30 protein-coding genes are annotated in these 17,170 nt (G+C 41.0%); 1 reads left to right on the plus strand and 29 read right to left on the minus strand.

Features of this window, described 5'->3' with window-relative positions; translation table 11 throughout:
* Positions 1-24 precede the first annotated feature (24 nt).
* Positions 25-276 carry a hypothetical protein gene (locus tag QUA83_RS06680; RefSeq protein WP_333292218.1) on the plus strand — a complete coding sequence of 84 codons (252 nt, stop codon included), beginning with the start codon at positions 25-27 and terminating at the stop codon, positions 274-276.
* A 140-nt stretch (positions 277-416) separates the two neighbouring features.
* On the opposite strand, the gene QUA83_RS06685 is transcribed toward QUA83_RS06680, so the two are convergent.
* From QUA83_RS06685 to QUA83_RS06825, 29 genes are all read right to left on the minus strand, one after another.
* Positions 417-662, minus strand: a complete 246-nt coding sequence (locus QUA83_RS06685) for a hypothetical protein (RefSeq protein ID WP_333292219.1) — start codon at positions 660-662, stop codon at positions 417-419.
* A 15-nt stretch (positions 663-677) separates the two neighbouring features.
* Positions 678-1,004: a hypothetical protein gene (locus tag QUA83_RS06690; protein ID WP_333292220.1), complete on the minus strand. Its 327-nt coding sequence runs from the start codon at positions 1,002-1,004 to the stop codon at positions 678-680.
* Between the two features lie 11 nt (positions 1,005-1,015).
* On the minus strand, positions 1,016-1,636 hold the full coding sequence (locus QUA83_RS06695) for a hypothetical protein (RefSeq protein ID WP_333292221.1): 621 nt from the start codon (positions 1,634-1,636) through the stop codon (positions 1,016-1,018).
* 6 nt (positions 1,637-1,642) lie between these two features.
* Positions 1,643-2,152 carry a thermonuclease family protein gene (locus QUA83_RS06700; RefSeq protein WP_333292222.1) on the minus strand — a complete coding sequence of 170 codons (510 nt, stop codon included), beginning with the start codon at positions 2,150-2,152 and terminating at the stop codon, positions 1,643-1,645.
* A 58-nt stretch (positions 2,153-2,210) separates the two neighbouring features.
* Complete coding sequence (locus QUA83_RS06705) at positions 2,211-3,194, minus strand: hypothetical protein (protein ID WP_333292223.1); 984 nt, start codon at positions 3,192-3,194, stop codon at positions 2,211-2,213.
* A 210-nt stretch (positions 3,195-3,404) separates the two neighbouring features.
* Positions 3,405-3,659 (minus strand): hypothetical protein, encoded by a 255-nt coding sequence (locus QUA83_RS06710; RefSeq protein WP_333292224.1) that lies wholly within the window; start codon positions 3,657-3,659, stop codon positions 3,405-3,407.
* A 457-nt stretch (positions 3,660-4,116) separates the two neighbouring features.
* Positions 4,117-4,389: a hypothetical protein gene (locus QUA83_RS06715; RefSeq protein WP_333292225.1), complete on the minus strand. Its 273-nt coding sequence runs from the start codon at positions 4,387-4,389 to the stop codon at positions 4,117-4,119.
* 95 nt (positions 4,390-4,484) lie between these two features.
* A complete protein-coding gene (locus tag QUA83_RS06720; RefSeq protein ID WP_333292226.1) occupies positions 4,485-5,441 on the minus strand; it encodes a DUF5131 family protein in 957 nt (318 codons plus the stop codon).
* Positions 5,442-5,510: 69 nt separating this feature from the next.
* Positions 5,511-6,236, minus strand: a complete 726-nt coding sequence (locus QUA83_RS06725; RefSeq protein WP_333292227.1) for a hypothetical protein — start codon at positions 6,234-6,236, stop codon at positions 5,511-5,513.
* A 204-nt stretch (positions 6,237-6,440) separates the two neighbouring features.
* Positions 6,441-6,764: a hypothetical protein gene (locus QUA83_RS06730; protein ID WP_333292228.1), complete on the minus strand. Its 324-nt coding sequence runs from the start codon at positions 6,762-6,764 to the stop codon at positions 6,441-6,443.
* Between the two features lie 188 nt (positions 6,765-6,952).
* Positions 6,953-7,408: a hypothetical protein gene (locus QUA83_RS06735; protein ID WP_333292229.1), complete on the minus strand. Its 456-nt coding sequence runs from the start codon at positions 7,406-7,408 to the stop codon at positions 6,953-6,955.
* An 85-nt stretch (positions 7,409-7,493) separates the two neighbouring features.
* Positions 7,494-7,979 (minus strand): hypothetical protein, encoded by a 486-nt coding sequence (locus QUA83_RS06740; protein ID WP_333292230.1) that lies wholly within the window; start codon positions 7,977-7,979, stop codon positions 7,494-7,496.
* Positions 7,980-8,080: 101 nt separating this feature from the next.
* Entirely contained in the window at positions 8,081-8,353 is a 273-nt protein-coding gene (locus tag QUA83_RS06745; RefSeq protein WP_333292231.1) for a hypothetical protein, read from the minus strand.
* Between the two features lie 66 nt (positions 8,354-8,419).
* Complete coding sequence (locus QUA83_RS06750) at positions 8,420-9,016, minus strand: SLOG family protein (protein ID WP_333292232.1); 597 nt, start codon at positions 9,014-9,016, stop codon at positions 8,420-8,422.
* A 58-nt stretch (positions 9,017-9,074) separates the two neighbouring features.
* Positions 9,075-9,680: an alpha-ketoglutarate-dependent dioxygenase AlkB gene (locus QUA83_RS06755; protein ID WP_333292233.1), complete on the minus strand. Its 606-nt coding sequence runs from the start codon at positions 9,678-9,680 to the stop codon at positions 9,075-9,077.
* Between the two features lie 91 nt (positions 9,681-9,771).
* The gene (locus QUA83_RS06760; protein ID WP_333292234.1) at positions 9,772-10,281 is read right to left on the minus strand and encodes a hypothetical protein; all 510 of its coding nucleotides are present in this window, start codon (positions 10,279-10,281) and stop codon (positions 9,772-9,774) included.
* Between the two features lie 184 nt (positions 10,282-10,465).
* The gene (locus QUA83_RS06765) at positions 10,466-10,768 is read right to left on the minus strand and encodes a hypothetical protein (RefSeq protein WP_333292235.1); all 303 of its coding nucleotides are present in this window, start codon (positions 10,766-10,768) and stop codon (positions 10,466-10,468) included.
* Positions 10,769-10,956: 188 nt separating this feature from the next.
* Entirely contained in the window at positions 10,957-11,361 is a 405-nt protein-coding gene (locus tag QUA83_RS06770) for a hypothetical protein (protein ID WP_333292236.1), read from the minus strand.
* Positions 11,362-11,532: 171 nt separating this feature from the next.
* On the minus strand, positions 11,533-11,976 hold the full coding sequence (locus QUA83_RS06775; RefSeq protein ID WP_333292237.1) for a hypothetical protein: 444 nt from the start codon (positions 11,974-11,976) through the stop codon (positions 11,533-11,535).
* A gap of 205 nt (positions 11,977-12,181) precedes the next feature.
* Positions 12,182-12,478 (minus strand): hypothetical protein, encoded by a 297-nt coding sequence (locus tag QUA83_RS06780; RefSeq protein WP_333292238.1) that lies wholly within the window; start codon positions 12,476-12,478, stop codon positions 12,182-12,184.
* On the minus strand, positions 12,478-12,891 hold the full coding sequence (locus QUA83_RS06785) for a hypothetical protein (RefSeq protein ID WP_333292239.1): 414 nt from the start codon (positions 12,889-12,891) through the stop codon (positions 12,478-12,480). The genes QUA83_RS06780 and QUA83_RS06785 overlap by 1 nt, the downstream gene beginning before the upstream one ends.
* A gap of 70 nt (positions 12,892-12,961) precedes the next feature.
* Positions 12,962-13,327 carry a hypothetical protein gene (locus QUA83_RS06790; RefSeq protein ID WP_333292240.1) on the minus strand — a complete coding sequence of 122 codons (366 nt, stop codon included), beginning with the start codon at positions 13,325-13,327 and terminating at the stop codon, positions 12,962-12,964.
* Positions 13,328-13,454: 127 nt separating this feature from the next.
* Positions 13,455-13,829 carry a hypothetical protein gene (locus tag QUA83_RS06795; RefSeq protein WP_333292241.1) on the minus strand — a complete coding sequence of 125 codons (375 nt, stop codon included), beginning with the start codon at positions 13,827-13,829 and terminating at the stop codon, positions 13,455-13,457.
* Between the two features lie 49 nt (positions 13,830-13,878).
* Positions 13,879-14,265: a hypothetical protein gene (locus QUA83_RS06800; RefSeq protein ID WP_333292242.1), complete on the minus strand. Its 387-nt coding sequence runs from the start codon at positions 14,263-14,265 to the stop codon at positions 13,879-13,881.
* A 172-nt stretch (positions 14,266-14,437) separates the two neighbouring features.
* Entirely contained in the window at positions 14,438-14,830 is a 393-nt protein-coding gene (locus QUA83_RS06805) for a hypothetical protein (protein ID WP_333292243.1), read from the minus strand.
* Between the two features lie 42 nt (positions 14,831-14,872).
* Entirely contained in the window at positions 14,873-15,601 is a 729-nt protein-coding gene (locus QUA83_RS06810) for a hypothetical protein (RefSeq protein WP_333292244.1), read from the minus strand.
* Between the two features lie 41 nt (positions 15,602-15,642).
* Positions 15,643-16,059 carry a hypothetical protein gene (locus QUA83_RS06815; protein ID WP_333292245.1) on the minus strand — a complete coding sequence of 139 codons (417 nt, stop codon included), beginning with the start codon at positions 16,057-16,059 and terminating at the stop codon, positions 15,643-15,645.
* 139 nt (positions 16,060-16,198) lie between these two features.
* Positions 16,199-16,603, minus strand: a complete 405-nt coding sequence (locus tag QUA83_RS06820) for a hypothetical protein (protein WP_333292246.1) — start codon at positions 16,601-16,603, stop codon at positions 16,199-16,201.
* Between the two features lie 60 nt (positions 16,604-16,663).
* Positions 16,664-17,053: a hypothetical protein gene (locus tag QUA83_RS06825; protein ID WP_333292247.1), complete on the minus strand. Its 390-nt coding sequence runs from the start codon at positions 17,051-17,053 to the stop codon at positions 16,664-16,666.
* Positions 17,054-17,170 lie beyond the last annotated feature (117 nt).

The following is a 17,170-nucleotide window of genomic DNA, read 5'->3' on the forward strand; positions in this document are numbered from 1 at the left end:
ACTAAGAGAGAATTAGGAGACAAAATGCGTAAACCAACACCAGGCGAATCGGTATTCTTGGCAGGAACATTGACAGCCTCTGTATTAGCAACAGTCGAAATTGTTCCCGATGTTGCCAAAGAATTAGCAGAAGATGCACAGAAAACAGCTCAACTGTACGCCGAGCAAAAGTTGGTACATCCAGTAGATAGTTTTACCGCTGGAGCAATTCTCGGTATAGTAGCTGGTTCAGCAGTAACTCTGAAGGTTATCGCGGAAAAGATGAATAATCCGTAATCCATAACCAAAAAATAAATCTCATAGTAAAATCATGTTAAGTTGATTTTACTATGAGATTTTGAGTGAAATTTATGAATCAGTTAACGATTTTTCTAGTTGGTATTTTGTGCGGATTGATTGGAGTTTTGCTGATAGTATTACTCTCTCAGCTCATTCAGTAATAAGTCAGGATGAAGTAAACGTTGTTGTTTGTTACTAATACGGGGCGGTTTGTTACAGAAAAATCCCCATCCAATTAATGCTAATCCCCCAACAAATTCAGCATCTTCCAGACTAATATATTTGCGAGCAGCACATAATTGAGCGATTCCTGCAACGGCTCCTAAAACACTGGAAATAAGGTCTAACTGATCAACGGTAGGTTTTCTAAATCTTAATTTCATCGTTTTTGACTGAGTTTAAAATCGTGAGTCTGTATCGTCAAGCTGTTCTTCGATCGATTGGATAATATTGCAAGCAGCCATTTCTAATTTATGTTCAATGGCTTCGAGTCTACACTCTATAGTAACAAATCGAAGTTTGTTCACATCTTGCCAGCGTCGCATTTTGTATCCAGCAGTAATTTGATCGCTCTCTTGCTTTTTAGTCAAATCATAGGCAAATTGCTCAATTTTATGAACTAAACTATCCTTAATTTGTCTAGAAGCTAGCCAAAAAATATAGGTAGAAATGATAGCAACAGTTCCGATCGAAGCAGCAATATAGTCAAGAGTCTCTTGTTTCATCTGTGCATAAATTAGATAGGAGCAAACAATTTATCCGCTGCAATAATAGTTGTTGGATAGATAAATTCAGGGTCATGTTTGTACCTTGGGTCAGACATGACTCGATCCATAAAGTCAAAGTGTTCAGTAGAATCGCGACCGACGAAACACCCAGCCCCGGCAGTATGAATATTATCGACTGGATGATCCCAACCATGATGTTGATTAATGCCGAAGTAACCTTCATGGATTTCATCACCAGTTCTCATCATGTCCCTGTTCCAATCCCGGTGCACTTTGACAAGTCCGACCTGGACAAGAGCTTCGTGGGGGTTAGAGTAGCCATGAAGTCCGACTTGCCATGCTCGATACTGCCCAAAAGCAATTCTGGCAGCTCCATTAGGGTTCATGGGATTGTCGGTGTAGTAATAGCCTGGTTCGGTTGTCGCTTCCCAAGCGCCTTCGATCGTCGGCAGTCCATCCCGGAATCCTAAAATCAGTCGGGCATCGTTGAAATGGTTGGGAGTATCAGCGTTAAGGGTTCCGTCCGGGTTCATCCCTTCTACATAAATAATGTTTTTTTCTCCCTCTTTCCGAGCCAAGCTATATTTCTTGGCTTCCATGTATCTGACAATTCGTTCAGCTAATTTCATAGTTTTTCAGGATAAGGTTAATTTTTTGAACTCGTTAGGAAGAATTAGGTCAGGCTCTGACCAAAGCCCTAATTTTTTACGGTTAGCACTGGCAGTTTCAGTAATAATTCCTCGGAGTACAGTCAACTCTCTGGTGTTGTAAGCAAAGCGGTTATATGGGAGGAAACTTACCCCCATTCCGCTCTTGCATTGAAGAATCTGGATATTTGTTGCTGCTGAAATTTTGTCAAAGTAACAGTCGCATATCCAGCGATCGAACTGGTCTTTCTCGATCGGAATGGCAATAATTGGTTTATTTGCCACCATATTCATCAATGCAGTTTTTGCCGTTTGCGCCCATTCCCAATGTTTAAGAACTCTGGGGTCTGTGCTAGTTACTCCCGATCGTTGAGCTTCAGGAGTATCTATCCAGCGCAGTCTTACTCCTAAATCAGTACCTCGAAAATCTAGATTTAAAGTATCACCATCAAATATAAATTTTGAAAAACAGTTATATGCAGTCCCTGGAGTAATCATTAGTTAAGCCTCAGAAGTATTTTATCTATTGTAATTTACTTTTAAGGCTCATTAACCGCTATTGGGGATCGACCCAAACAGGTTGAATCCAAAGCCGTTTACTATCTATCCAGCGCTTACCTTCCCCTGATTCTAACACTCTCCAATGTTTCTGTCTCCAGTGACTACACGGAGAGAAATGAGTTTTTTTTTCTGCGGATACTACCGAGAAATTTTTGTAATTCTTACCCAGCCAGCGGGGATATCTGACATTAGAAGAACTCCGATCGAGCACCTGAAAGCCCTTGCTTTTAGTTTTGGTTTCAGAGTCAGTTACAGTCGTCAATAATGACGGTAAAAATTCCAAAGTCAACAATACATTGATTGCCAAATTTCTGATGCGTTGAAGAAATGCTTTATCTTCAGTTGAGATAATATGTCTGCCAAGATTTTCAGTTTCATCATAAAGCAAAGTACCGTCACTTTTAACCGCAGTTCCTGAAGTCCAAACAGTTTCTAATGAATCTACGGTGCAAATCTGGAAATACCGATCGTGTTTCAGGTTAAATGGCTGAATTTGAATGCTTCCCCATTTGCCTGAATTCCATTCAGGATGTTCAGAATCGCTACAATAAATTGTTAGATAATCCACTTCACCGCCGTCCGGTGTGTAAATTAAGCCTTTAGGTATCACTAGCAGAAAAGTAGGTAATGATGGTTGCCAACTTGCAAGGATGCCAGGTTTCTTTAGAGCATCAGTCTGGTCAAATGCTTCTATCAATTCCTCAGTAAGGCAATAAATAGGAGCATCGCTAATAAACCAGAGAGCTGTACGGTAACTATGGATAAATGCAGAAACATCAACTTTGACATATTCAACAGTGCAACTTGACAGAGCTACCGAGATAACTCCACTCAAAGTCTGCCAATTAATGTAATTTGGAGGCATCTTGTAAGTTCGATCGTCTCGAATTTTCTTGATTAAACCTTTGTTAACTACCTCGATAATTTTGAGGCTTCTATTTCTGCTAGGGTTATTTTGGTCAAAACTTAGTGGTTTCATGGTGTTCAAATCTTAACTAAAATGATTCGAGTTTTCTCGACTGGCATCCGTTTCAGGTTTGCGTTTACATTTCCGCGTTCATTTATCAAGTCTTTCGGTTCCAGTAAGAAATACTTGCATAATGAGGGTATAATTGATTTAGTGTTTTCACTAATTAGAGAATTGACTGTTGTAAACGAGCTACAACAGTCACTTTTTCTGAGAACTTTTTTAAATTCTTTTGAGAAGCATAGCAATTCGATCGTACCGATTATCAGCATGACAACCGCTATCAAAAATGCCAAAGTGTTTGTCTGAGATGTTAATGTCGAAAAATGAGATAAGACAGTAATGGTTGTAGTAAGGGAACAAAATCGGGCCCATATATGGCTCCATAAATTCCGATTCAAACAAAGCTTTCGAGGTCAGATTTACATATTGTTTTTGGGTATGTTGTCCAAAAAACTCTAACATTTGAGTGTTCATTCGTCAACGATTAGCTAAAAGACTCCCACTCTACAGCGAAGCTTCACGACTGTAATAATTAAGTTTTCGGACTTCTGTAAGTTGTTCCTTTGACCACATATTAGCCAGCAATTGACCTATTTTATCGTAAGTTTTGGGAGACTTAGCAGCTTCAAAGCCCTGGGTTCTGTCTGCAAGAGAACAGGTGTTACGGTAATAGCGAAATAATGCTTGTAACTCTGGTGCGATATTGAGTCTATCCCAGTGTAGTCGGTTAGCTAATCTCAGAGCTGGTCGATTCTATGGAATAGCTGAAGGATGTATCAAATCAGAGGAAGTTTCTGAGTCTGAATTGTGAATTTGCTTGAGGTAGGGTAGTGACATATAAGTATTCCCAAAAGTCACTACCCGACAGCGAAGCAAATTCAAGTAATGGATGCAGCCTGGGAAGCTGCACCCAAACTAAAATCTTTAAGCATCAATCAGGGTAGCGTCCGTATTTGGCATAGAATTTTTCACGGTTTTCTCGATGATTTTCTTCTCGAATTCTCCAATGGTTTTCAGCATTTTGAAGAGCTTCTTGTTCGGTATCACCGCAGCACCCATTTATTGCATCTGGTGGATAATCGGGAAACTCTTCTAAATCTCCTTCTTCAATCCAGTAAGCAATAAAGTAGTTGCGATCGTACAAAAGACCATCAGACGGACGGGTTTCTCGAACTTTAATTTCGGGTCGATTTGGTTGAGTCATGACTGTTTTAGTTATAAAAATCAATACCACATCGCGTAGCGCCCTCACCAAAGTATGAATGCAGGTTCAGAGTAAAAACCTGCATCCAAATCAATCTAGAAAACTGGATGTTGTCGCCATCTCAGTTCTTCAGGGAATTCATTAAGATCTGTGTGGTCTTTGACTTTGACTTGGAAACTCGTCATCGCAACTCCAGAAATGTACATTTGAGAATCGATCGGATTTGAACCTAGTTGCTTGACACTGACCGGAACATCAGCCATTTGACATTGCTGAACGATCGATCGTAGCCAATCCAAATGGCAAACTCGGGCATCGCTGGCTTTTCGGGCTGATTCTCCGCCACAAATCACCCAATCCACCATCGGTTTGCTTATGCGATGATCACCGCGAAATTCACAGCTCTGACAGCCGACACAAATCCCGAGATATTTACGGAGGTTAACGCGCTCCAACAACGGTTCGCAACTAATGAATCGGATGTGGGCGGAAGTATCTCTGACATCAAGAATGCGATCGGCTACATCCTGATTTTCGACACTGCTTCCGATCCAAACATTCTTCAGTGGAAATTCCAAAGTATCGAAGTAGTGACGAAGGTTTGGAATCGATCGAAAAATCCTCTTTGGGATTTTCTTTTCATCCCAGAAGTTTTTGGCCCCTGAGTAGAGACGATCGGCTGTTAGATTTTTGATGTAATGCTTGATTGCTTTCGGTCGCTTGCTCAAAATCTGAAACTGATGCTCTGCTGCGATCGACATTACTGCAAAAATTTGGTCAAGCTCATCTCGTTTGACATTATGATGTCCGGGGTCACTCATTGAAGGGAAAACTAGCTGAGGATTTTTCCATCCAAATGGTTTGAGTAATGCAGACGGAACAAAGACGATTGTACCGTCCCATTTAGCAGCTTCTTGATATTGGGGGAATTGTTGCAGTCTCGCTGATTGAGCCAGCATTTTTGCATAACATCTGTCGCAACCAGGACTAATTTGTTCGCAACCAACGATTGGATTCCACGTCTCATTCGTCCAGGAAATCTTAGTAGGCATAATTTTTTCCTTGATTAGTTGGTTTGACTGAATTAAAAAAAGCTGGGGATTTCTCCCCAACTTTCAGAATTATTTACCTTTGAGCTGCTTAGTCTCTGCTACTGGAACAGCAATATCTGCAACTGGAACTGTTGCACCGCCCAAGCACATCTGCTGATTTTCAACTAAGCGAGGGTCGCTACAGTAATCTATCCCGGATTGTTTCATTTCGTGAATCTGACGGACAACTTTCAGAGCTGCTTCATCAAGAGCGCTGGAAGGAGGGCGAAGCGTCGTTGCCACATAGTGGAACGGCCCATGTTTACCCTCTGTAAGGGTCAGTTGAAATCGAAAAATATTGGAGAAATAAGCTTCCGAAGCTTTGTTCCTCGCATATTCGTTGTGGTCGCCCTGCATCCCCTCCTCAACCCAGGAATTAAAAGCCGATCGACTAAATACCTCAATCAGTCCCTTCATCCTGTCCTGAGACTGGCGATGAATCAAGAAAGTTGAGAGTTCACTGCATTTCTCATGGAAGAAGGTTTTCATTTCACCCGCGACTGGGATGCCCCAGACTTCGGTAAATTGCTCATTGATGTAATGAGGTTCAAATGTCAGCGTTTTGTTATCGATCGCACAAATTGCCATCTCAACAAAGTCACCACGGGTCAATCCCGCTTTTTCAGCTTTACTGACATTCATGCCTTTGGTATCGCCTGTTACGAAGCAACCGAAATCTTTACCGCAAGATGCGCGATATCGGCTAGCGATACCAGGAATTCTGAATGCAAATCCGTCCATCATTATTACGTTCATAATTTTAGTTCTGACTAAGTTTGAGATGAGTTTCTGTTTTGGTTTTTGTTTCTGTTTCTGTTTCTACCAATGGTAAAAAAGAATCAAAACCTCAAAGCGAAGCATTACGATCGCTTTGGGTATATCTATTAACTTTATCGCAGTTTACCATTGCTTTTAACTGGCAAAGCAATGGCAAACTGCCAAGTTAAATTATTAACTGATTCAATGTTTTATCATGGCAAAAATTATCTCAGAGTTGAGGATATCGTCAGCAGCTTCTAAAGCATACTTTTCGATATCATTGACAGAATTGCGAGGAAAAGCGTTTACCATGAAGCCTTTTCCTACATCAGTCTTAAATGGGACAAAACCTAATTCATAAATCTTGCCAGGTTCGATCGGTAGGAAATCACGCTTTACTGTGACGAAAGTTGAAAGCGTTCCCCCAGAATCATTAAGGACAAATCCCCATATTTCTGTTATTGGCAACCGCGCAAGTACCGAATCGATCGTCAAAGTTAGATGATTTATCTTTACGATCGCCATATTCAGGGAAGAGAATTCTTGACCTTCTAAAGTAAAGTGTCCCTTGACTCGATTTTCTTTGTAGCGGACAAAGGGTTCTACCTAAAAACTGGATTCATTGATTGTGATTGTTGTCATTTTACAATTTACGAAAGAATCAACAACCTAAAGCGAAGCATTTTAATGAATACTATCGCTTTAGGTTTATTTTAGCGTTTTAAGTAGTGAACATAAACCGCTAATCCTGGCACTTTATGCTCAGTTTTATTGAGTGCTATCGCCCACTGTTTCCGTAACATTTCTAAGTACACAGAAGTGAGAAGCGCTTCATGTTTTGTTTCTGCTTCTGCAAGCATTTCTTTGATATCGTTGATGTAAGATTCGCTATTTTCGATGGCGGTTGCGTTCGATCGACAGACTTTTTCGTATTCACGGGCAATATCCTCATTTAACCGAACGACACTAAGGTTTTTGTCATCGTAGCGAGTTCGTAGCTGGATAATGATTTTCGCATTGTCGTCGTTATAGACAACGTTCTTGCGAGAGTTGTTAGATTCAATTATGTCAAACCCTTCCAGGATTGCATAAGGTTCGATCGCTTCGGCTTCAACTTTTAATCTTTCAATTTGATTGCGAATTTCGGCAAGTCTTTTGAGATGTTCCATGATAGAATTGTTGTGTGGAAAATACCTGAAACTGAATCAAAAGCGGCTAGTCCTACGCTAACCGCTTTTTTTGTTGACTATTTAGCTACCAAGTTAAAGCATCTGCTGCTGCTTGTTGTGCAGTACCAGTAAACTGATCTTCAAGACTAGAATTATCGAATAATCCAGCTTTATGAGCAGCGCCGATTTCTTCATAAGCAGCTTCAACATCGTACTCTCGTAACTCTGTTACATCTTGTAAATCATTAAACGGCAGATGTCGATCGAAATGCTTGAAATCGTGGTTAATGAACCATTCAGGCTGCATTTCGATCGACTCAAGATGATTCTCAATCCATTTGAGGAAAGCAAACTTAACTTGGTCAGGAGTGAATAAACTACACTGCTGATGATCCAATGCCTGAAGCCGATCGACGATTTCATTCAAATTGATAAGTTTGCCGATCGCTTCTAGAAGCATCTGGTCTGCTGCTTTTTTAGGAATTAGAGTCTCAACAGTTTCACAATCAAGATTAGAATCGATTGCTAATTCTTGAACAGTTTGTGATAGAGTGGAAGATTGGATGGACATATTTGTTACCTTTGACAGATTGCTTGACAGAGTGATAGAGAATCAGTACCCCCCGGCGAAGCCTTCACGAGGGGTACTTTTGTTTTTGATTTCTGGAGCTTTTAAACTGTTTCTGTTTCTGTTTCTGCTACTGTTTCTGATGTGGGATTGGCTAAAGCATAGGAATTGAGAAGATAAAGGAGACTAGCAGCAGCGACGGTAGTATATTTGGTGGTTTGTGGTTTGCCGTCATTTGTATTGGGAACAGAACGCTTGATTAAGTAAGAGCCGTCGGAGATGCGATCGCAACTGAGAATGTCTCCACGTTCGATCGCACCCTTCGCTAGTTTCGTGATTCGAGCATGAATGTGGGTCATGATTACTTTTTTCTTCATGATTTTGCGTTGGTAAGTGTGTGATTTTGAACAATCCCCCTTTTTAAGGGGAATATGGCCCAATAGCTAGAAAAGTGACAATTGTTGATAAGCGGGTTCAATGATTACGAACCGAGATTCAGCAGGGATGTACTGATAAATGAGGAGATTGCGGTTGCGGGCCATCTTAAAAGTTGTGGCAGTTCCCCCTCCAACGCCGTGAGGGTCGCCGGAAAAAACTGCTAGGCAAATATCCGATCGGCTCACCATCCACTGATTTCGAGCGTGCATAACACCAGTGCTATAAGTCTGGTAAAGGCATCTCTGTTCTGTAGCTTGTTCCAGTAATCTTTTGTAACGGCTTTGTTGATGTGGTTTCCAAAGTTTGTGTTGATCAGCGCAAGGAATCACGGCTGTCCATTTCAGTTTACGCCGAACTAAAATCTCGGCTGCAATTTGGTCGGTACCGAGTGCCATTCCACACAAGAATTTACTCACACCTTGATTGAGTGCCATTGTGATAAGTTTGTCAACTTTAATGTCGTACTCAAACCAACGATGCCCGGTTATCATTGCTGTGTGGTACTCTTTCGGTTCAAATGGTTCCTCAAAAGTGTATTGATTTTCGCGATTGAGAGTTCGATCGACACGTTGAAGTAACGCTGGAATTTTGCTTGCTGCCATGAGTGTTTATCTGAAAAAGAATCAAAAACTCATGGCGAAGCATTACTTATTTATGTGGCTAATAAACTTGTCGAATTGTCAAGTTTAATCGACCGTTATTTTTGAGTAAATCTGACGTTTTTGGTAGAATTCTTTGGACTCCGTGATAAGCTAAACGGCTGTCACCGTGGAGGATAAGGACATCGCCCGATCGTAAGAGAATGCCGTCGAGTGGATCTTTGCGATTGCGACTGCTGCCGACAACAAAACTGCAATCGTCACCGAGAGATATTGAAATGATGCAGGGTTTGAGATTCTGCTCGGTATTATCTTGATGCAAACCTAACTTACTTTTGGCGGTGGCTGGATAAAAGTTGATTAGACAGGTTTCGGGCTGGTAATCAAACTCACCAACTAATTTGGCTAAACTTTGAGCAATGTCTATCAACTCTGCCGGCATTGCTGCGAATGGCTGATTATTTACTGGATTGATGGAGGAGTAACGATAGCCTTTTCGATCGGATAGCCAGCCAACTATCCCGCAACTGGTTTGGCTACAGTTGAATTTCAGACCAGATGGCATTACAGGAATTGTTATTCCACCGTTGGCTCTGGCTATATTTCGGGTAAGCTCAACTAAAGCTTGTTGTTCAGAAACGGAGAAATAGCTTTTGAGGTGCAGCATAGTTTATTCAAATTTGGTTAATGAGAAATCTTTGTAGGGTTTAAAAAAAATCCCTAGCTGGTGCTAGAGATTTTCTTTTACTTCAACTTTGCTATTTACACTCCTTATCTTGCTTGATTACTACTTCGCCTTGATTGCCATAAGCTCCACCCCTAACTAAACAAAATTTCTTTCTAGTCCAGGGATGGCTAATGGTTATCGTTCCATGCTGGCCGTAACTACCACCAATTCCGCTATTGGTTTCACTACTCCAACTAATCAAGGTTGCTACATTGCTACCTGCTTTACCTGCAACTTTTGCATCAATACCTCTAAAAGTTGATTTGATGTTTAAACCGCTGGGTAATGGAACTTTAGCTCCACAAACTCCGCTCAAACACTCTGCAATTGCTGGCTTATTACCCGTATAGATGGCTACACTTCTAACTTCGCCATAATTAACAATTGCGTCATATCTGCTTTGCTTCGCTGTCTGAACTAACTGGACATGGGCTGCTGTGACTTTGGCATAACCAATCAATCCAGTTGCGCCTAACAAACCAAGCGCTGCTAATTCACCAGCAATAACGATAGATACCATTGTTTCAACTAAGTTAGCCATGAGAAATACCTAAATAACGACAGTGAGCTGCATTAACTACAGCTCACTCTCTCATCGCGAAGCGCCCTCACTAAAAAAATTCACCTCGCTCTTTCTCTTTCCATTTCTCTTAATTTGAAAGCCCCAACATCCATGACGGATATTGAGGCTTTTCTTTGGTATCGATCGGTACTAACTTACTTGATTAGAACTCATCAGTTCTATTGTTGTTGTTGTTGTACTCTTTCTTGTTTGCATAATATTCAGTACGAATCTGCATCAATTCATCTGGCGTATATCCAAGGTCACTAACAAACGTATGGATTTCTGGCAAAAGCATTGTATGAATTTTGTAAGTTTCCCAGTCACGCTTGAAAACGTCATACAAATCTAAGCCTTTGAGATCGGTATCATTCTCAGCTTTGAACTGACTCCAAGCCAAGATACGAATTGCATCTCTCAAATTGGATGCTTCTTTTTCTGATTTGGTCAAGATATTGATAGCCATGATAAACCTCTAAGTAAAGTAAAGTACAGAAAATCTAACTCAATTCCTTAAAGCGAAGCCCTACAAAATGCTTAATTTCACCATTGTTTGTTCATTCAGCGATTAGTAGATTAAGTCAAATACTTTCGATCGAAAAGAATCAAAAATATTTAACTTAATATTACCATTGGCTGATAAACTAACTCACGCTAAAACAAATCGCCAACATCAAATTCTTCGGGAGGAACAGGAACATTAGTATTAGCAGATGAATCGTTGACTTTCCGAGTAGGAGTAGCACTAGCCGTAGTCGTAGTAGCAGTCGTAGTAGCACCAGAAGAATTGTTCTTCTTTGCATAATAGGTCGATCGAATGCTTAACAATTCTACCTCGGTAAACTCTAAACTTTTGGCGAAAGCGATAAGTTCTTCATACGTCATGTCATGAAGTTTCTCATCTTTCCATTCAGCATCAAACACTGCATAACCGCCATACTGGAGATCTTTGAGTGCTTCTTTGTTGGTAGACTTGTATTCTTCCCAGGCAAGAATACGAAGCGCATCAATCAACAAAGAACGCTTTTTGGCAGTCTTGGACATGAAAACGATAGCCATGATAAATTCCTTTGGTGTAATGTACAGTGATTTTGGAAATAAGCCGAAAGCCTATCTCATTTCCCTATCGCGAAGCGACCCTAACAGAAAAACTACTGTAGGTTCTTTCAATTGAATTGATTGTTGAAAGTAACAAAGGCTGGATAGAATGTGTTTCTATCCAGCCTTTATCTACCATTCGATCGGCTCTATCATTTGCGATTTGTAGCCTTTCTTCTCGTTCAAAGTCCAAAGTACCAGGGAAAAGCGTTCAGGGGTAAGGATTCGTGGTACTGAATGGGTAAGCTTGCAGTTAAATTCGCAGATGTCGCCATCATTGAGTTTATGAAGCTTGCCATCGATCGCAAATTCAGCTTCGCCAAGGTTGATGCTTACTGTGTGAGGCATTGCGTAGCCGTGATCTTTGTGAGGTCGGATTAAGCCACTGCTGCCTCCTCTCTCAGAGCCGTGGTAGGTGAGCAAGCCTATGTTACTGCCAGGGTAGATTCGTTGGCAGAAGTTATAGAGCCGATCGTCAAAGTAAGCTGGTTTTACTTTGCCGTTGCCTAGATGTACTTCGTTAAAAAGCCAAAGTTCTAGCCGCCGAGTAGTCAAAGTTGAATGGCTAGGCTTCATTAGTGGGATTAAGCTCCGGCAGTAATCGCGAAAAAGCTCAAGGTTTGGGATCTGTTTCTTTAGTCGTTTCATGCTAGTCACCAGTAGGGATCATTTCCTTACCGCGAAGCGACCCTTGCTAATAACTTCCTGTAGGTTCTTCTCTTTCAATTCTAGCGATTGATGATGGAAAGATCAACTCTCCATCATCAATCTAAGTTAATCGTTAATCATCAGCATTTTTTTCTGGATAAGGTTGTGCGATGGAGTAGTAGCATTCTCTGATGGCTAAGAGTTGTTCGATCGAGAAACCTCTTTCTGTTGCTAATAGAGTAAGTTCAGTTAGATCCATCGATCGAATCTTGCTGTTTCTCCAGCGACTGTAGAATCTGGTGTAACGCTGGTTTAAGTCTTCACGAATCTGAGGATTTGTTTCAAACACCTCCCATGCGAGCACCCGGAAGGCATCACGTAGGCGTAGAGTTTTTTGATCAGTTTCAATTTGTGCATCTGGTTGCATCATTATTTTGTCCTCTCGTTACTTTTGTGGTTACTGGTGTAGAAAAGGTCATTGAGAAGCTGGATGAGAGTTTCTTTGTTATCGATCGCCACCCTGATTGCATAAGGAAATAGCAAATCGCATTCAGTTTCAAACTTCACTTTGCCACTGAGACTTGATGGTGCAAACGATACCTGAAGAAAACTCATTCGAGGAGTTAGCACCAGTTGATATCTTCTGTCACCTTTGTTTTTGTAAGCAACGTACTGCTGTTTGTTGAATCGCTCTAATTTGGTATTCTTTGCTATCCAAGACTCTGCGATCGAAAACAAACTTGTCCCGCCTTCGATGCAATGGATTTGGCTGGATACCAATTGAGGTACACCATCAACAACTTCAAATCGTTGGATTAAGTCGTAAACTATTCTGTCAGTCATTTTGATTCCTGTGAGTTGGATTGTGTAAGTTTCTCCTCAAATAGTGGAAAAACTTACGTTTAGTAGACAGCTATTTTTGCTTACAACGAATTACTTCAGCAACAAACTCAGGAGTTAAGCCACGTACTTTAATTTCCAACGGGAAAGCTTTTACACGCTTAGCTTTTCTGGGTTCTGCTTCTTTCTTGATTGTGTAACCGCCAACTTTAGCTACAACAGCCAGATATTTAGTAGCCTCAGTTGCCGATCGTAGACCTATGTACGTGATGAAAGATTCAAATCCTGAAGCAGCATCCGGCATTTCTTGCCAATTGTATTGATTATTGGTCGTGCCGACAATCGTGATTCGATCGCTCAATCTTACTACAACGTAACTACCGTGTGGCGAGGTTTCAATAACTTCACCGTCAACGCCTGCGAAATTGATTTTGTCCATGATTTAGTCCCTAACTAAACAACTCAACACTTCAAAGCGAAGCAAACACTAACAACCTTAGAAACAGTTTTTAATTCCGTTTCTGTGATTGCTAGTGTTTTTGATGTTTCTATTTCGGTAGGTATAGCTAAGCAGAATGAGGATGAGGATATTGCTGTAGAGTCTGCACAAGATATTCAGGAGAAAGCCCGATCGCTCTTACTTCATGGGGATAGCCACGGACGAACCTGGAAAAAGAGACATCATCATTCGGAGTTCCGCCAGCTTTGGTGATTGTGTCTTTGATAAATTCGGCTTCGTCGTAGCTGTGCACACCCACATATAGGACAAACCGTTCTGATAGAAAACCTGCGAGATTGTCCGTTGTTTGATCCCAAGTAAATCGGCTTGTGTAAATGCCTTTGAGAGCAATTCGATCGGATAACCGAAAGATAAAATAGCTTTGGTGCGGGGACAACGCCAATACTTCAGCTTGAATTCCACCGAAATTGATTTTTTGCATTTCACTAATCCTGTAATTCAACAATTCAACAATTCAACAATTCAACGCTTTATAGCGAAGCATACACCTCTTCTTTGTCTGTTGTAGTAGCAGACACAGGGGATGGAACAAACGACTTGAAACGGGCTTGATGTTGAATCCTATGCTGATTACCGATCGATCGGAAAACCTCTTTGAGATCCTTGAGGCGAAGATGCTGAAGATTGATTGAACCTTGGGAATATGCTTGCCATACTCCTTGCTGTTGAAGATGCAGACACAGATAGAAACCGTAATCTGGCAAAACTAAAACTGGACATTTGATGCCTGTGAGGTAAGGCTGAAATTCTTTAACTGGCTCACCTAATTTATGTTTGCTACTTTTATTAATCAGCCAGAAATCTGCTTCCGGGAAATTGTTTTTCACAATCCAGTCAAACAGTAATAAGTTTTCCATTTCGTTTGGGGAATAACATCAGTTCCCCCAAACGAAGTATTCTTATTACTCTTTCTTCACTTCAACTCACACATAACCTGTACCTGTAGCGCACATGACCGTTACATGACCGTTACATGAGCATTGGAAAACAGGAACCGCATAGCTGAAGGGTTCCTGTTTCTGCTAGAAGTTACCAGAAAATATTAAGAAAATCACGGTTGTCGATTTCCCAGGACAGAAGTTTTTCTTCAGTTCCTTGTTCAGTTTCCACAATATACTCAAAATATTGAGCAACGGTAACTGAAGGAACGAGCGACTTAACTGTAACTACCCCGCAGACAGTGAAATAAGCAAAACCCACCTGGATGCGATCGCCGTTGACACAAAGCGGGAGTTCGCAAGAAAAATAATATTCCTTCCTACCATCCACACAAATATAGACACCGCCTCGCCAAACCAAATCCTGACCAATTGGCAAATCAAACTCAGACCAGTGTGGGCGGGAAATTGGGGCGACTACCTTCTTTCCTGTTTCTGTAACTGTAACTAACGTCATGTCAAAACTCGCTGGGTAAGAACTCATGTCCTTACCGCAAAGCGCCTTTGTGATTGACCTCTGCTACTGTTACTTGCAAATTAAGTCTGTTTCTGTACCTGTTTCTGTTTCTGGTTTGGTTTCTGTGATTGTTTCTGTTACTGTTTTTGTTTCTGAGGGTGGAGATTTTTTCCAGGGAGCAAAGATTTCGGTATCCTGAAAAAGCTCTTGAGGACTGATGGTAGAGTTAGGACGCTTCAGAATGCCTTTATCTCGGTAGAATAACTGCTCATCCAAAGCGTAGGCAACAAGTTCGCTGCAAATCCATTTATCAGGATGCTCAAGCATATTGCTTAAGAGTTCCTCCAACTTTCCGGTCAGCAGCCGATCGAGCATCCGCCCCGCGAAACTGCCTGAGAGTCCTTGGGTTAAGATTGCGCCAAAATCGTAGTGCTTGCCGAGTTCGAGACTGGCTTTGTGTGCGATCGCAAAACCTACCGCATCGTTGAAAAGTATTGGTTTGCGGAAGAAAATTTGACAGTTAGGGTCATTGAAATATTTGCTGAGAGTGCAAAGCTTGACTGTGTTATTTACCATGTCTGCTTCAATACATTGATCCTCACCTACGACAATCAAAGTATGAGTTACATGGATATCGCTGATCATGTCCCAACCTGTAAAGTAAGCGATACCGAGAGATGTTACGTCCGCTCCTTTGTTGAGAAATCCTATGTACCCAGTTTTATAGTTTACTTCATAATCCGGGGCTATGTCTGTTACTTTGATTGCAGAATTATCAAGAGATTTTGTTTCAAACATGAGGCTATACTCTAACTAAATTAGCTAGAGTATAGCAGCTTTTAATGATTGATTATCGGGTATTCTGACCAATACCATTCCAGAAATCTTTTGATGAATTGAGCAGTAGGCAAGTCATAGGAACTCACATACCACAGAAATAAAGGCTCATTTCTATGTCTCTTACAGAAACGAAGAAAATGTCTATTAACTGTTTGAGTTTCGATTTTCTGCCAAATGATTTGACGTTTTTCTTCGACTGTTGCTCCATCAAAGTAAGTTGCTAAATTGGTCAATTGTTTGCTCTGTTTCCGTGACCAAGTTCCTAAACGAATGTCTGTGCCTTCATACGCAACAGCATAATGACTTTTAAGAAGGTCTTTGTCAACTCGCTTACCATTACGATCGAAGTAGGTTCCCTCCCGTCTGTTGACATCGTAAGGAAAAAGATTTATTGGATGGATGTGAATTTCTGACATGATTCACCTTGATATTATGTTAGTTTGTAGGATACAATGACTCAATCAAGCTTCTTATCAGATAATCTCTGGTATCGCTGGATAAAATCGGCTTCTTACCAGGAAAGCAGTGATTAACTACTTTCCTGGTACAGCCGAACTAATTAAGAATCTGATTTGCTAAATAATCAACACATCTAGCAATAAGTTCAGCATGAGAACGATCGGAAATATAAATCAACTTGAGCCGACCTGTATCCCGATAAGCATGAGCTAATTCCATGACCGATCGAAAGATATCTGAATCAGGCACTAAATTAGGCTCATAGAAACCTTTCAATCTGACTTTGAAATATCTGGGTAAATGCTTCTGGATTTGTTGCCATAGCATTTGCCTATATTCCTCAACAGAAAACTTGCCTCGCCAAAGCGGAGAATTGTCTAGTTGGTCATACTGATCGTTTAGACCTTCACTTACATTGAAAACTTCTCGGTCAATATCGATCGCAAACTTAACTTTTTCAGTCGTGAATTTGTCGAAGTCAAACTTTTCTACGGTAATCATGGTAGTAGCTACTGCTGAAAGGTCACTTCCTTATCGCGAAGCGACCCTTGCCAACAGACTTCAACTACCTCCAATTCTGATTATTTTGGTTTTCTTTCCAGTTCGATCGATGTTCTCTTTAGTTCCCCGACTGTTGCCGTCCCAGAGAGCCAAACCGTAATCGCAAATTGAACACATTGCTATATCTCGATTGACATAGCTTCCTGCAACTCCCACCGTTTCATATCCTGTGGTGTTTCTCGGTTTTGCGTTACCGTCCCACAAAGCAAAGTAAACCTTAACGTTGAGGTAATTCGATCGACGTAGATATTCTTGGACTAGCTTGTCTACGCCTCCCGCATCACCAACAATTATGGAAAAGTTTAGCTGCATTATGCGGTTCAAAGATTCGAGTCCAAGGCTGATGTCTGTTATCGATCGACTGCCCGAAACCATTACAATTTTTGTCATGAGCCTGTTAATTCTGCTAAAACCATTACTCCCTAGCGAAGCTCAAATGATACAATTAAAATAAACTCACATGAAGCTCAGATGTATTGACTTGTTCGCGAGGATAGGAGCTTAGGA

The organism is Microcoleus sp. K1-B1, from assembly GCF_036704705.1.
Lineage (GTDB): Bacteria > Cyanobacteriota > Cyanobacteriia > Cyanobacteriales > Microcoleaceae > Microcoleus.

What these genes read in the sequence shown, in the direction of transcription:
- QUA83_RS06735 (WP_333292229.1), bottom strand. Translation starts at nt 7,408, where the DNA reads ATGGAACATCTCAAAAGACTTGCCGAAATTCGCAATCAAATTGAAAGA.
- QUA83_RS06795 (WP_333292241.1), bottom strand. Translation starts at nt 13,829, where the DNA reads ATGCAAAAAATCAATTTCGGTGGAATTCAAGCTGAAGTATTGGCGTTG.
- QUA83_RS06800 (WP_333292242.1), bottom strand. Translation starts at nt 14,265, where the DNA reads ATGGAAAACTTATTACTGTTTGACTGGATTGTGAAAAACAATTTCCCG.
- QUA83_RS06730 (WP_333292228.1), bottom strand. Translation starts at nt 6,764, where the DNA reads ATGGCGATCGTAAAGATAAATCATCTAACTTTGACGATCGATTCGGTA.
- QUA83_RS06765 (WP_333292235.1), bottom strand. Translation starts at nt 10,768, where the DNA reads ATGGCTATCAATATCTTGACCAAATCAGAAAAAGAAGCATCCAATTTG.
- QUA83_RS06805 (WP_333292243.1), bottom strand. Translation starts at nt 14,830, where the DNA reads ATGAGTTCTTACCCAGCGAGTTTTGACATGACGTTAGTTACAGTTACA.
- QUA83_RS06785 (WP_333292239.1), bottom strand. Translation starts at nt 12,891, where the DNA reads ATGACTGACAGAATAGTTTACGACTTAATCCAACGATTTGAAGTTGTT.
- QUA83_RS06720 (WP_333292226.1), bottom strand. Translation starts at nt 5,441, where the DNA reads ATGCCTACTAAGATTTCCTGGACGAATGAGACGTGGAATCCAATCGTT.
- QUA83_RS06690 (WP_333292220.1), bottom strand. Translation starts at nt 1,004, where the DNA reads ATGAAACAAGAGACTCTTGACTATATTGCTGCTTCGATCGGAACTGTT.
- QUA83_RS06700 (WP_333292222.1), bottom strand. Translation starts at nt 2,152, where the DNA reads ATGATTACTCCAGGGACTGCATATAACTGTTTTTCAAAATTTATATTT.
- QUA83_RS06750 (WP_333292232.1), bottom strand. Translation starts at nt 9,016, where the DNA reads ATGGCAGCAAGCAAAATTCCAGCGTTACTTCAACGTGTCGATCGAACT.
- QUA83_RS06790 (WP_333292240.1), bottom strand. Translation starts at nt 13,327, where the DNA reads ATGGACAAAATCAATTTCGCAGGCGTTGACGGTGAAGTTATTGAAACC.
- QUA83_RS06780 (WP_333292238.1), bottom strand. Translation starts at nt 12,478, where the DNA reads ATGATGCAACCAGATGCACAAATTGAAACTGATCAAAAAACTCTACGC.
- QUA83_RS06775 (WP_333292237.1), bottom strand. Translation starts at nt 11,976, where the DNA reads ATGAAGCCTAGCCATTCAACTTTGACTACTCGGCGGCTAGAACTTTGG.
- QUA83_RS06745 (WP_333292231.1), bottom strand. Translation starts at nt 8,353, where the DNA reads ATGAAGAAAAAAGTAATCATGACCCACATTCATGCTCGAATCACGAAA.
- QUA83_RS06810 (WP_333292244.1), bottom strand. Translation starts at nt 15,601, where the DNA reads ATGTTTGAAACAAAATCTCTTGATAATTCTGCAATCAAAGTAACAGAC.
- QUA83_RS06695 (WP_333292221.1), bottom strand. Translation starts at nt 1,636, where the DNA reads ATGAAATTAGCTGAACGAATTGTCAGATACATGGAAGCCAAGAAATAT.
- QUA83_RS06760 (WP_333292234.1), bottom strand. Translation starts at nt 10,281, where the DNA reads ATGGCTAACTTAGTTGAAACAATGGTATCTATCGTTATTGCTGGTGAA.
- QUA83_RS06715 (WP_333292225.1), bottom strand. Translation starts at nt 4,389, where the DNA reads ATGACTCAACCAAATCGACCCGAAATTAAAGTTCGAGAAACCCGTCCG.
- QUA83_RS06755 (WP_333292233.1), bottom strand. Translation starts at nt 9,680, where the DNA reads ATGCTGCACCTCAAAAGCTATTTCTCCGTTTCTGAACAACAAGCTTTA.
- QUA83_RS06710 (WP_333292224.1), bottom strand. Translation starts at nt 3,659, where the DNA reads ATGAACACTCAAATGTTAGAGTTTTTTGGACAACATACCCAAAAACAA.
- QUA83_RS06685 (WP_333292219.1), bottom strand. Translation starts at nt 662, where the DNA reads ATGAAATTAAGATTTAGAAAACCTACCGTTGATCAGTTAGACCTTATT.
- QUA83_RS06820 (WP_333292246.1), bottom strand. Translation starts at nt 16,603, where the DNA reads ATGATTACCGTAGAAAAGTTTGACTTCGACAAATTCACGACTGAAAAA.
- QUA83_RS06815 (WP_333292245.1), bottom strand. Translation starts at nt 16,059, where the DNA reads ATGTCAGAAATTCACATCCATCCAATAAATCTTTTTCCTTACGATGTC.
- QUA83_RS06705 (WP_333292223.1), bottom strand. Translation starts at nt 3,194, where the DNA reads ATGAAACCACTAAGTTTTGACCAAAATAACCCTAGCAGAAATAGAAGC.
- QUA83_RS06725 (WP_333292227.1), bottom strand. Translation starts at nt 6,236, where the DNA reads ATGAACGTAATAATGATGGACGGATTTGCATTCAGAATTCCTGGTATC.
- QUA83_RS06680 (WP_333292218.1), top strand. Translation starts at nt 25, where the DNA reads ATGCGTAAACCAACACCAGGCGAATCGGTATTCTTGGCAGGAACATTG.
- QUA83_RS06740 (WP_333292230.1), bottom strand. Translation starts at nt 7,979, where the DNA reads ATGTCCATCCAATCTTCCACTCTATCACAAACTGTTCAAGAATTAGCA.
- QUA83_RS06825 (WP_333292247.1), bottom strand. Translation starts at nt 17,053, where the DNA reads ATGACAAAAATTGTAATGGTTTCGGGCAGTCGATCGATAACAGACATC.
- QUA83_RS06770 (WP_333292236.1), bottom strand. Translation starts at nt 11,361, where the DNA reads ATGGCTATCGTTTTCATGTCCAAGACTGCCAAAAAGCGTTCTTTGTTG.